The 12,026-nt window shown below is 64.6% G+C and carries 10 protein-coding genes; 7 read left to right on the top strand and 3 right to left on the bottom strand.

What is annotated here, in order from left to right:
• Positions 1-36: 36 nt before the first annotated feature.
• From RFM52_RS00950 to RFM52_RS00940, 3 genes are all read right to left on the bottom strand, one after another.
• The gene (locus RFM52_RS00950; RefSeq protein WP_320293989.1) at positions 37-654 is read right to left on the bottom strand and encodes an alpha-ketoglutarate-dependent dioxygenase AlkB family protein; all 618 of its coding nucleotides are present in this window, start codon (positions 652-654) and stop codon (positions 37-39) included.
• A 91-nt stretch (positions 655-745) separates the two neighbouring features.
• The gene (gene arfB, locus RFM52_RS00945; protein ID WP_320294448.1) at positions 746-1,183 is read right to left on the bottom strand and encodes an alternative ribosome rescue aminoacyl-tRNA hydrolase ArfB; all 438 of its coding nucleotides are present in this window, start codon (positions 1,181-1,183) and stop codon (positions 746-748) included.
• A gap of 185 nt (positions 1,184-1,368) precedes the next feature.
• A complete protein-coding gene (locus RFM52_RS00940) occupies positions 1,369-2,979 on the bottom strand; it encodes a phosphoenolpyruvate carboxykinase (protein WP_320293988.1) in 1,611 nt (536 codons plus the stop codon).
• Positions 2,980-3,319: 340 nt separating this feature from the next.
• Here RFM52_RS00940 and RFM52_RS00935 point away from each other — a divergent pair, with 340 nt between their 5' ends.
• The 7 genes from RFM52_RS00935 to RFM52_RS00905 all read left to right on the top strand — a co-directional run bounded on the left by RFM52_RS00935 (position 3,320) and on the right by RFM52_RS00905 (position 12,017).
• On the top strand, positions 3,320-4,021 hold the full coding sequence (locus RFM52_RS00935; protein WP_006201274.1) for a response regulator transcription factor: 702 nt from the start codon (positions 3,320-3,322) through the stop codon (positions 4,019-4,021).
• A gap of 134 nt (positions 4,022-4,155) precedes the next feature.
• Positions 4,156-5,940, top strand: a complete 1,785-nt coding sequence (locus tag RFM52_RS00930) for a sensor histidine kinase (RefSeq protein ID WP_320293987.1) — start codon at positions 4,156-4,158, stop codon at positions 5,938-5,940.
• Between the two features lie 20 nt (positions 5,941-5,960).
• On the top strand, positions 5,961-6,422 hold the full coding sequence (locus RFM52_RS00925; protein ID WP_320327830.1) for an HPr kinase/phosphorylase: 462 nt from the start codon (positions 5,961-5,963) through the stop codon (positions 6,420-6,422).
• Positions 6,423-6,587: 165 nt separating this feature from the next.
• Entirely contained in the window at positions 6,588-6,989 is a 402-nt protein-coding gene (locus RFM52_RS00920; protein ID WP_320293986.1) for a PTS sugar transporter subunit IIA, read from the top strand.
• The gene (locus tag RFM52_RS00915; RefSeq protein WP_320293985.1) at positions 6,986-7,282 is read left to right on the top strand and encodes an HPr family phosphocarrier protein; all 297 of its coding nucleotides are present in this window, start codon (positions 6,986-6,988) and stop codon (positions 7,280-7,282) included. Before RFM52_RS00920 ends, RFM52_RS00915 begins: the two co-directional genes overlap by 4 nt.
• Before the next feature lie 565 nt (positions 7,283-7,847).
• Positions 7,848-9,248, top strand: a complete 1,401-nt coding sequence (ahcY, locus tag RFM52_RS00910) for an adenosylhomocysteinase (RefSeq protein WP_320293984.1) — start codon at positions 7,848-7,850, stop codon at positions 9,246-9,248.
• A gap of 189 nt (positions 9,249-9,437) precedes the next feature.
• Complete coding sequence (locus RFM52_RS00905; RefSeq protein WP_320293983.1) at positions 9,438-12,017, top strand: sensor histidine kinase; 2,580 nt, start codon at positions 9,438-9,440, stop codon at positions 12,015-12,017.
• Positions 12,018-12,026 lie beyond the last annotated feature (9 nt).

The following is a 12,026-nucleotide window of genomic DNA, read 5'->3' as shown; positions in this document are numbered from 1 at the left end:
TGTCCTTAAGATCGCGTTGCCTCGGCGCCAAGCAGCTCAGGCCGGGACCGTCACCCGGCGCAGCGTCAGGTTGATGCGGCCGCCATTCTTCAGAAGCGCCGACGTCGCGGGATAGATGCGGTCGACGCCGTGGAAGGCGAGGCGTCCTTCATCGCCGAGCACGACGACGTCGCCACTCTTCAGCCTGAACGACTTCGTGCCGTCTTCGCGCCTGTCCTGGCCGACCCGGAACAGGCAGTCGTCGCCCAGCGAGACCGACACCACGGGCGCGGCGAAATCCTGCTCGTCGCGATCCTGATGCAGGCCCATTCTGGCGTCCGCCGAATAGAAGTTGACCAGGCATGCCTCGGGCGGATGCGGATAGGCCGAGACCTCGCGCCACAGTTGCAGCAAGGCTTCCGGGATCGGCGGCCAAGGCTCGCCCGTCACCGGATGCGTGGGCTGGTAGCGATAGCCGCGCTCCTTGTCGGTCACCCAGCCAAGCGCGCCGCAATTGGTCATGCGCACGCTCATCTCCTTGCCGGTGCGCGGCATGGCCGGCACGTAGAGGGGCGCCGCCTGCACGACGCGCCTGATCTCCTCGACCAGCATTTCCTGGGCCGGGCGGGTAATGTAGCCCGGCATATGGCGAACGCCTTTGGGCAGAACGAGCATGGATCGATCCGATCAATTGGCCAGAGAGCATGCCACCGAAGAAACAGCTCCGCGACCCGAAAACGGCCGCTCGCTTGCCGGTATGCCGGCCTCAGTCGCTGTCGACCCGGCCGCGCAGCTTCTTCACCGTCGATCGGCCCGCCTTGCTCTTGAGGCGGCGCTCCACGGCGCCCTTGGACGGCCTGGTCTTCTTGCGCGGCGGCGGTGGCGGCTCGGCCGCCTTGGCGATCAACGCCGTCAGCCGCGTCCGCGCGTCGGCCCGGTTCTGCTCCTGGGTGCGGAAGCGGCCGGCCTCGATGACGATGACGCCGTCCTTGGTGGCGCGCTGGCCGGCAAGCCTGATGGCACGCGCGCGCACCCGCTCGGACAGGCCGGAAGCGTTCGCCGCGTCGAAGCGCAGCTGCACGGCGGTGGCTACCTTGTTGACGTTCTGGCCGCCCGGGCCGGACGAGCGGATGAAGTCCTCATGCAAGTCGCCCGCACGGATGACCGCTTCGCCGGAGATGATGATGTCGTCGTCGCTCGCCATGCCTGCACTCATGACGCGGCTCCGGCAAAAAGAAAAGGCCCGGCGCCAGAGCGGTTCACCGCCTCACGGAAACGGTGACCTCTCTGGCTTTCTCTGTTGACGCAATTCCGGACGGAAAACCGTTTCACACTTTTCCTGGAATTGCGCTGGCCGGGCCCTGGAGGAAGGATGCCTGAGACGGCGACCTATTCCGCTGCTTCCTGCAGGCGCGGCGCGGCGCCCAGGATGGTGGCGTCGACGTGGCGTTCGAACTTCTCGAAATTGGTCGCGAACATGTTGACCAGCTTCGCGGCCTGGCGGTCGTAACCGGCCTTGTCCGCCCAGGTCGAGCGCGGGTCGAGAATGGCGCTCTCGACACCCGGGACCGCCACCGGCACCTCGAAGCCGAAATTGGCGTCGGTGCGGAACTCGGCCGAGTTCAGCGAGCCGTCGAGCGCGGCGCCCAGCAAGGCGCGCGTCACCTTGATGGGCATGCGGCGGCCGGTGCCATAGGCGCCGCCGGTCCAGCCGGTGTTGACCAGCCAGCAGTCGACGCCATGGCTGGCGATCAGGTCGCGCAGCAGATTGCCGTATTCGGACGGGTGGCGCGGCATGAACGGGGCGCCGAAGCAGGTCGAGAAGGTCGCCTCCGGCTCGGTGACGCCCTTTTCCGTGCCGGCAACCTTCGCGGTATAGCCCGACAGGAAGTGGTACATCGCCTGCGCCGGCGTCAGCCTGGCGATCGGCGGCATGACGCCAAAGGCGTCGGCGGTCAGCATGATGATGTTCTTCGGATGACCGGCGCGGCCGGTCTTCGAGGCGTTGGGGATAAAGTCCAGCGGATAGGCGCAGCGCGTGTTTTCGGTCAGGCTGCCATCGTTGAAATCCGGAACGCGACCGGCGTCGAGCACCACGTTCTCCAACACCGTGCCGAAGCGCTGCGTGGTGGCGAAGATCTCCGGTTCGGCCTCGGCCGACAGCCTGATCGTCTTGGCGTAGCAGCCGCCCTCAAAATTGAAGATGCCGTGCGGACCCCAGCCATGCTCGTCGTCGCCGATCAGCGTGAGCGACGGATCCGCGGAAAGCGTCGTCTTGCCGGTGCCGGACAGGCCGAAGAAGACGGCCGTGTCGCCGTCCGGACCTTCATTGGCGGAGCAATGCATCGGCATGACGCCCTTTGCCGGCAGCAGATAGTTCAGCATGGTGAACACCGACTTCTTCATCTCGCCGGCATAGGAGGTGCCGCCGATCAGCACGATCTTGCGGGTGAGGTCGACCGCGATCACCGTTTCCGTGCGGGTGCCGTGACGTACCGGATCGGCGCGGAAGGAGGGCAGATCGATGATGGTCATGCGCGGCGCGAAGCGCTCGAGCTCCGCGGCGTCGGGGCGGATCAGGAGGTTGCGGATGAACAGCGAATGCCAGGCGAATTCGGTGATGACCCGGGTCGGCAGGTTCAGATCGGCGTCGGCACCGCCGACGAGGTCCTGGACATAGAGGTCCTTGTCCGCCGCGTGGGCGCGGAAGTCGGAAAGCAGCGCCTCGAACTGGGCGGGCGAGATCGCCTTGTTGTTGTCCCACCAGACATGCGGCTCGGTCGCTCCGTCGCGCACGACGAATTTGTCCTTCGGGGAACGGCCGGTGTGCTGGCCGGTCTCGGCGACCAGCGCGCCCTGCGCGGTCAGCCTCGCCTCGCCACGCCGGATCGCTTCCTCATAGAGTTCGGCCGCGCCGAAATTGTAGCGGACCATGCCCGTGGTGTTCAGGCCGATCGCGTCAATGGCGCAGTCGGGGTTGCGTTTGCCGGCTTCCGACATCAAATTTCCTCTCTGGATTGGCCGCATCTGACGGGTGATTTCCCGGAGCCCGCGCTGGGGCCGCCAGGTTCAGAACCAGAAAAGGCGAATGATATCAAATCATTAATCGATTTAAAAAATTTGAAAGTTGTTTAAATCGTTTATATGTGCAAAAAACCGCAGAGGTTGCCCAAAGGATTGGCAGGCTTGGTTCGTCCAATCCCAATATGGGTGCGATGGCGTGTGACGGCAGGCCGAGCGTGACTTCGGACAAGGCCCGTGCCACATTTTGTACCCAATTTGTCCTGCAAAAGCCCCTTCTCGACGACAGAAGGGACAGCTCATGAGGGAGCCGCTTGAAATGGCAACAATCGCGCTTGTCGACGACGACCGCAACATTCTGACCTCGGTGTCGATCGCGCTCGAGTCCGAGGGCTATCGGGTCGAAACCTACACCGACGGCGCGTCGGCGCTGGAAGGCCTGGCGGCGCGGCCGCCGAATCTCGCCATCCTCGACATCAAGATGCCGCGCATGGACGGCATGGAGCTGTTGCGCCGCATGCGCCAGAAGTCGGATCTGCCGGTCATCTTCCTGACCTCGAAGGACGACGAGATCGACGAATTGTTCGGCCTCAAGATGGGCGCCGACGACTTCATCCGCAAACCCTTCTCGCAGCGCCTTCTGGTCGAACGCGTGCGCGCGGTGCTGCGCCGCACCAGCGCCCGCGAGGCGGCGGCCAAGGCGCCGAGCCAGCAGGCCCGCTCGCTCGAACGCGGCCAGCTGGTGATGGACCAGGAACGCCACACCTGCACCTGGAAGGGCGAGCCGGTGACGCTGACAGTGACCGAGTTCCTCATCCTGCATTCGCTGGCGCAGCGCCCCGGCGTGGTAAAAAGCCGTGATGCGCTGATGGATTCAGCCTATGATGAACAGGTCTATGTCGACGACCGCACCATCGACAGCCACATCAAACGGCTGCGCAAGAAGTTCAAGGCTGTCGACGACGACTTCGAGATGATCGAAACCCTTTACGGAGTCGGGTACCGGTTCCGGGAAGCATGAGATAGGCAGTAGGCAGTAGGGAATAGTCAGTAGTCAGTTTTGAATGATGCGAGCGGCCACTCATAGCCGCAGTCAGCCAACCTATTCCCTACTGCCTACTCACTACTCACTAACTAAGCAGGGCCTGCTATTCGATGGCAGTGGAAGTAGAGCGAGGCAGACGGGCGGGCGCGGCAAGGCGCCCGTCGCGGATCGTGCCCGCCTTCGTGTCGAAGGTCACGGTGCCGATGCGCCGGTTTCTCGGCCATCACATCTTCTCCAGCCTGACGCGGCGCATCCTGTTCCTCAACCTGGCCGGCCTTGCCGTACTGGTGACAGGCATCCTTTATCTCAACACCTTCCGCGACGGGCTGATCGACGCGCGCGTCGAGAGCCTGATGACGCAGGGCGAGATCATCGCCGGCGCGATCGCGGCCTCGGCGACGGTCGAGACCGATTCGATCAGCATCGACCCGGAAAAGCTGCTGGAGCTGCAGGCCGGCGAGAGCCTTGGGCCGGGTTCCGACCAGCTCGACAACCTCGATTTCCCGATCAATCCGGAGCGCGTCGCGCCGGTGCTGAGGCGCCTGATCTCGCCGACGCGCACCCGCGCCCGCATCTATGACCGCGACGCCAACCTGCTGCTCGATTCGCGCCATCTCTATTCGCGCGGCCAGATCCTGCGCTACGACCTGCCGCCGGTCGAGGACGAACAGCCGGACCTCCTGGAACGGGTCGAGAAATTCGTCTTCGACTTCTTCCGCAACAAGGACCTGCCCGTCTACCACGAGCAGCCCGGTGGCAATGGCGCGGCCTTCCCGGAAGTGGTCAAGGCGCTGACCGGCAGCCCCTCGACCATCGTGCGGGTGAGCGAGCAAGGCGAGCAGATCGTCTCCGTCGCGGTGCCGATCCAGCGTTTCCGCGCCGTGCTCGGTGTGTTGATGCTGTCCACCGAAGGCGGCGACATCGACAAGATCGTGGCGGCCGAGCGCAAGGCGATCCTGCGCGTGTTCGGAGTGGCGGCTCTGGTCACCGCGATCCTGTCGATGCTTCTGGCATCCACCATCGCCAATCCGCTGCGCCGGCTTTCCGCGGCCGCCGTCAGGGTGCGGCGCGGCGTCAAGAGCCGCGAGGAAATCCCCGATTTCTCCGACCGCCAGGACGAGATCGGCAATTTGTCCATTGCCGTGCGCGACATGACGAATGCGCTGTACGCGAGAATCGAGGCGATCGAGAGTTTCGCCGCCGACGTGTCGCATGAATTGAAGAACCCGCTGACGTCGCTGCGCAGCGCCGTCGAGACATTACCTTTGGCGAAAAACGATGCTTCTCGCGCGCGTCTGATGGAAATCATCCAGCACGATGTGAGGCGGCTCGACCGGCTGATAACCGACATCTCCGACGCCTCCCGCCTCGACGCCGAGTTGGCGCGCGAGGATGCCGGCACCGTGGATTTGAAGAAGTTCATCACCGACCTCGTCGCCGTGTCACGCGAGACGACGCGCAACAAGAAGGCAGTCGAGATCGAGTTCAAGGTGGCAAAGCTGCCGGCCGGCGCAAAAGGCTTCTTCGTCGTCGGCCATGACCTCAGGATCGGCCAGGTCATCACCAACCTGATCGAGAACGCACGCTCCTTCGTGCCCGACGAGCACGGCCACATCGCCATTTCGCTGGCGCGCGCGGGCAAGTTCAACATCATCACCGTCGACGACAACGGCCCGGGTATCCGGGCCGAGAACATCGACCGCATCTTCGAGCGCTTCTACACCGACCGGCCGGCCGGCGAGGCGTTCGGCCAGAACTCCGGGCTCGGGCTGTCGATCAGCCGCCAGATCGTCGAGGCGCATGGCGGCACGCTGACGGCCGAGAACATCCCCGGCACCAAGCCCGGCGAGATCAAGGGCGCGCGTTTCGTGGTGACGCTGCCGGCCGAAGGCTGAGCCCAGGCGCCGACCCGATGATGTCCGACCCCGCCGCGAAGCCTGAAAACATCCATGGAACCGCAATCCTGATCGGCGATCGCGGCATCCTTATCACCGGGCCGTCCGGCGCCGGCAAAACGACGCTGGCGCTGACCCTCCTGGACCATTGCCGCACGCGCGAGCTGTTCTCGCGGCTGATCGGCGACGACAGAGTGCTTGCCGTGGCCCATGCCGGCCGGCTTGTCTGCCGCGTGCCGACGACGATAGCGGGCCTCGCCGAAGTGCCAGGTTTCATGCCGCGCCGGCTGCCGTTCGAACCGGGCGGCGTAATCGACCTCAATGTGCGGCTGGTGCCGAAGACGGAGATGTCCCGTTTCCAGGAGGAAACCAGCGAGCCGGTGGCAGGCTGCCCGGTGCCGCGTATCGACCTTGCCGAACGCAACGCAGCCACCGCCTTGCCGGCGATAATGGCGCGGTTGTCGATCCAGCCTTTTTCGTGATCGGGCCGGGGTTTTTTTGTTGCGATGCGTCAAAATGGCCCGGGCTGCCGCAATTTTGGGCTTGTCAACCGGCCGCGCGTCGACAAGATAGCGCTCCCGCCGCCTGGAATGGCCGGCGAACATAAGATACGCCTGTGAAGCGGCGATGACGGGAGCCACCAGAGAATGATCGGACTCGTGCTCGTGACGCACGGTCAACTCGCCACCGAGTTCCGGCATGCAGTCGAGCATGTCGTCGGGCCGCAAGACAATTTCGAAACCGTGGCGATCGGCGCCGATGACGACATGGAGCGGCGCCGGGCCGACATTGTCGACGCCGTGGCGCGCGTCGACACAGGCACCGGCGTCATCGTGCTCACCGACATGTTCGGCGGCACGCCCTCCAACCTCGCCATCTCGGTGATGGAATCCGGCCGCACCGAGGTCATCGCCGGCATGAACCTGCCGATGCTGATCAAGCTCTCCTCGATCCGCAAGGGCGACAACATGGCCGCCGCGCTCGACGAAGCGCAGGCGGCGGGCCGCAAATACATCAACGTCGCCAGCCAGCTCCTGAGCAGCAAATGAACGTATCGGCGTCGCAGACGGACGAGGTGGTGCGGGAGTTCCCGATCATCAATCAGCGCGGTCTGCACGCGCGCGCTTCGGCCAAGTTCGTCCAGGTCGCCAGCGGCTTCGACGCCACCATCCACGTCGAGAAGGACGGCGTGAAGGTCGGCGGCACCTCGATCATGGGCCTGATGATGCTGGCGGCGAGCCCGGGCTATTCGATCCGCGTCATCGCCAGCGGCCCCGAAGCCGTGCCGGCGATGGACGCGCTGGAGCGGCTTGTTGCCTCGCGCTTCGGCGAGGAAATCTAGTTTCTCAGCACAGGATTTTGACCGGCCGGCTCTTTTTGCTTTGGCAGGTGGCATGCGTTGGAGATTGGTCGAAACGTCCATCGCGATTGTCATTCTAAAGCGCGTCGCGCTGAAACGGATTCAGGCGACGCGCTTTAGGTCCTTTGTTTGATGCATGTCGTTGCCGCAAAACCGAGGTCACTTTTGCGCGACATGCATTAGGGCGGAGCAGGAGCGAAGCTCCGTCGCGGAGACCCTGGAATCCATGCCGTTACCTTCGCCAAAGAGTGTAGCGGAGCAAAATTCTGCAACCCTGGCGGCGCTTCGAAAGCACGACACGGATTCTATGGTCTGCGCCGCGTCGCTTCGCTCCTTGCTCCGCCATAGAATGACGAGGGTTGGGGCGGCTTCAGCCAATCCCCAGCGTTTGCGCTGATTGCCCTCCCAAGACATGCGCGCATAAAGATTTCTTTATATCCCATTGTCGTGTCACGGCCGATCTGCTAGTCAGGCCGGCAATCGCGCCCTCCCATGCGCCTCCCGGCGTTGGCGCGCCTTTGAGAAAAAATCACACCGGAGCACTGCCATGACGGGTAGCAAGGACTATGTGGTCGCCGACATCTCGCTTGCCGGCTGGGGCCGCAAGGAGATCGAGATCGCCGAAACCGAAATGCCGGGCCTGATGGCCTGCCGCGAGGAGTTCGGCGCCAAGAAGCCGCTGAAGGGCGCGCGCATCACCGGCTCGCTGCACATGACCATCCAGACGGCGGTGCTGATAGAGACGCTGAAGGCGCTTGGCGCCGACATCCGCTGGGCCTCGTGCAATATCTTCTCGACACAGGACCACGCGGCCGCCGCGATCGCCGAGGCCGGCATCCCGGTCTTCGCCATCAAGGGCGAGTCGCTCGAGGACTACTGGAACTACACCGATCGCATCTTCCAGTGGACCGACGGCGGCACCTCCAACATGATCCTGGACGACGGCGGCGACGCTACCATGTACATCCTGCTCGGCGCCCGCGCCGAGGCCGGCGAGGACGTGCTGTCCAATCCCGGCAGCGAGGAGGAAGAAATCCTGTTCGCCCAGATCAAGAAGCGTCTGAAGGCCTCACCCGGCTTCTTCACCAAGCAGCGCGAAGCGATCCGCGGCGTCACCGAGGAGACCACCACCGGCGTCAACCGCCTCTACCAGCTGCAGAAGAAGGGCCTGCTGCCCTTCCCGGCGATCAACGTCAACGATTCCGTCACCAAGTCGAAATTCGACAACAAGTATGGCTGCAAGGAATCGCTGGTCGACGGCATCCGCCGCGGCACCGACACGATGATGGCCGGCAAGGTCGCGGTGGTCTGCGGCTATGGCGACGTCGGCAAGGGCTCGTCGGCTTCGCTGCGCGGCGCCGGCGCCCGCGTCAAGGTCACCGAGGTCGACCCGATCTGCGCGCTGCAGGCGGCGATGGACGGCTTTGAAGTGGTGACGCTGGAAGACGCGGCCCCCACCGCCGACATCGTCATCACCACCACCGGCAACAAGGATGTCGTCACGCTCGACCATATGCGGTCGATGAAGGACATGGTGATCGTCGGCAATATCGGCCACTTCGACAACGAGATTCAGGTGGCGTCGCTGCGCAATTTGAAATGGACAAACGTCAAGCCGCAGGTCGACCTGATCACCTTCCCGGACGGCAAGCGGATGATCCTTCTGTCCGAGGGACGCCTGCTCAACCTCGGCAACGCCACCGGACATCCGAGCTTCGTCATGTCGGCCTCGTTCACCAACCAGGTGCTGGCGCAGATCGAGCTTTTCAGCAAGCACGGCCAGTATGAGAACCAGGTCTATGTGCTGCCCAAGCACCTCGACGAGAAGGTGGCGCGGCTGCATCTCGACAAGCTCGGCGCCAAGCTCACCGAGCTGTCGGGCGAACAGGCCGCCTATATCGGCGTGACGCCGCAGGGACCGTACAAGCCGGAACACTACCGCTATTAACCAAAGCGAAATTATCTACCAGATATTGAAGCCGGGCGGTTGACTTTCCGCCCGGCTTATTTTTTGCGCCAATGATTCTTCACGCCGATTCCGGCAGGCGTTATTGTTGTGATTCGCGGTCCGGGGACATGTTGGGCCGGGGACGCATTCAGGGCGGTCTTGCATTCAAGCGGCGAAGAGGACCAAGACATGCCGGGGGATTACCCGCTACGCGCGGGAAAGGCCGTTTCCGGCGGCCATGAGGATTCGAACGAGGCCGGCCCCGCCGTGAGCGGCGGCGGTTTTCGTGGCGGCTTGCGGCTGGCCTCGCTGCTTGCCACCTCGGCGCTCGCCAGCCCGCTGCTCGCGTTTGCCGCGCACGCCGAGACAAGCCTTCCAGGAAAAGCCACGGCGCCGGTCAGCACCGTCGAGGTCATGCAGCTCGCCATGTTCGTCGGTGTCATGGGCGCGGCACTTGTCTCGGCCATCTTCCTGATCCGCGAGCGCGCGCGCACCGCCGCGCAAAATGTCCAGCTCAGGGGCCGCATCGCGGACGTCAACGCGGCGCTGCAGCGTTCCGAGGCTCTGCTCAACCTGCGCGACCAGCGGCTGATCGTCTGGGCAATGGACAACAAGAAACCCGAACTCATCGGCAACCTGCCGCTGGAAAGCGGCGCGCCCGACGACAGGTCGGCCTTCCTCGCCTTCGGCCGCTGGCTGATGCCACGCTCGGCGGCGGCTTTGGAACACGCGGTTGCGGCGCTGCGCGAACAGTCGAAGGCCTTCGACCTGGTCATCGAAACGCAGGCCGGCGTGCCGCTGGAAGTGCATGGCCGCAAGAGCGCGGCGCATGTCTTGGTGCGTTTCGTCTCGTTGTCGGAGACACTGCGCAACCAGGCCAGGCTCAAGATCGAGAACCAGCGGCTTAGCGCCGACCACGACACGCTGGTCGGCCTGCTCGACGCGTTGAAAATGCCGGCATGGTTGCGCGGCGCGGACGGGCGATTGCAATGGGTCAACCGCGCCTATGCCGAGGCGGTGGAAGCCGAAAGCCCGGCCGCCGCCCTGCGCGACGCCAAGGAATTCCTCGGCGGCCAGGCGCGCGAGCAGATCGCCGAGCAGCACAAGACGCGCGCAGTCTTCGAACAGACGCTTTCCACCGTGATCGAGGGCGACCGCCGCATGTTCGCGGTCACCGACTTTGCCGGCGCCGACGGCTCGGCGGGTCTTGCCTGCGACACCAGCGCGGTCGAGACGATCCGCGCCGAATATGAGCGGACCGTCCGCAGCCATGCCGACACGCTCGACCAGTTGAACACCGCGGTGGCGATCTTCGACACCGAGGAAAAGCTGCGCTTCTTCAACCAGGCCTTCCAGAAGCTGTGGGGTCTCGACCCGGGCTTCCTGCTCAGCGCTCCCTCCAACACGCTGCTGCTCGACCGGCTGCGCTCAGAAGGCAGGATTGCCGAGCAGCCGGAATGGCGGCGCTGGAAGGAAAACCTGCTCAGCGCCTACCGCGCCGTCGAATCGCAGGAGCATTGGTGGCACCTGCCGGACGGCAAGACGATCCGCGTCGTGGCGAACCCGCAGCCGAAGGGCGGCGTCACCTGGGTGTTCGAGAACCTGACCGAGAAGATGGACCTCGAAAGCCGCTACCAGACCGCCGTGCGGGTGCAGGGCGAGACGCTGGACAACCTCGCCGAAGGCGTGGTCGTGTTCGGTCCGGACGGCCGGCTGCGCCTTTCCAATCCGGCCTTCGTCGCGCTGTGGGGCCTGACGGTGGAAGCGGTCAAGCCGAACGTCCATGTCTCGGCGATCCGCGACCTGTGCAACCAGCGCGCCGCGAACAGCCCGTGGGGCGGCTTCGTCGCCGCGATCACCGGCTTCGACGACGAGCGCCGCGACCGCCGCGGCCAGATCGAACTCGTCGACGGCACGGTGCTGAGCTACGCGGTGATCCACCTGCCCAACGGCCAGGTGATGATCACCTTCGTCGACGTCACCGACACCGTCAATGTCGAGCGGGCGCTGAAGGACAGGAACGAGGCGCTGGAGAAATCCGACCAGCTGAAGAACGAATTCGTGCAGCATGTGTCCTATGAGCTGCGCTCGCCGCTGACCAACATCATCGGCTTCACCGAGCTTCTGTCGCTGCCCGCGACAGGGCCACTGACACCGAAGCAGCGCGAATATGTCGAGCATGTCGGCTCGTCGTCGTCGGTGCTGCTCACCATCGTCAACGATATCCTCGACCTGGCCACCGTCGATGCCGGCATCATGCAGCTCGACATCTCCGAAATGAACATCGACCGGACCATCGCCGCGGCCGCCGAGCTGGTCGCCGACAGGCTGGACGAGCACCGGATCAAGCTCGATATCGATGCGGCGGAGGCGCCGGCGAGCTTCCATGGCGATGAGATCCGTATCCGCCAGATCCTCTACAACCTGCTTAGTAACGCGGCGAACTACGCGCCGGAGGCAAGCACGATCACGCTTACCTGCCGCCGGTTGGCCGACAGCGTCGAGTTCTCGGTGCATGACGACGGCCCCGGCATGCCGCCGGACGTGCTGGAATCGGTCTTCCGCCGCTTCGAGCCGCGCGCCAATGGCGGACGGCGGCGCGGCGCCGGGCTTGGACTCTCGATCGTCAAGAGCTTCGTCGAATTGCATGGCGGAACCGTGCGCATCGAGACCGGCGAGGACAGGGGCACCACGGTGATCTGCACCTTCCCGGACAAGCCTTCCGGAATCCCGGATACGCCGGCGGGCATCCGCGACGCGGCCGAGTAGCGCGGCCCG

It is taken from the genome of Mesorhizobium humile, from assembly GCF_033977215.1.
In the GTDB taxonomy this organism is placed as follows: Bacteria; Pseudomonadota; Alphaproteobacteria; order Rhizobiales; family Rhizobiaceae; genus Mesorhizobium; species Mesorhizobium humile.
This window is presented reverse-complemented; position numbering and strand designations above follow the sequence as displayed.

Bases quoted from the DNA above. Each gene is read 5' to 3' on its own strand.
- RFM52_RS00950 (WP_320293989.1), bottom strand. From the start codon at position 654: ATGCTCGTTCTGCCCAAAGGCGTTCGCCATATGCCGGGCTACATTACC.
- arfB (WP_320294448.1), bottom strand. From the start codon at position 1,183: ATGGCGAGCGACGACGACATCATCATCTCCGGCGAAGCGGTCATCCGT.
- RFM52_RS00940 (WP_320293988.1), bottom strand. From the start codon at position 2,979: ATGTCGGAAGCCGGCAAACGCAACCCCGACTGCGCCATTGACGCGATC.
- RFM52_RS00935 (WP_006201274.1), top strand. From the start codon at position 3,320: ATGGCAACAATCGCGCTTGTCGACGACGACCGCAACATTCTGACCTCG.
- RFM52_RS00930 (WP_320293987.1), top strand. From the start codon at position 4,156: ATGGCAGTGGAAGTAGAGCGAGGCAGACGGGCGGGCGCGGCAAGGCGC.
- RFM52_RS00925 (WP_320327830.1), top strand. From the start codon at position 5,961: ATGTCCGACCCCGCCGCGAAGCCTGAAAACATCCATGGAACCGCAATC.
- RFM52_RS00920 (WP_320293986.1), top strand. From the start codon at position 6,588: ATGATCGGACTCGTGCTCGTGACGCACGGTCAACTCGCCACCGAGTTC.
- RFM52_RS00915 (WP_320293985.1), top strand. From the start codon at position 6,986: ATGAACGTATCGGCGTCGCAGACGGACGAGGTGGTGCGGGAGTTCCCG.
- ahcY (WP_320293984.1), top strand. From the start codon at position 7,848: ATGACGGGTAGCAAGGACTATGTGGTCGCCGACATCTCGCTTGCCGGC.
- RFM52_RS00905 (WP_320293983.1), top strand. From the start codon at position 9,438: ATGCCGGGGGATTACCCGCTACGCGCGGGAAAGGCCGTTTCCGGCGGC.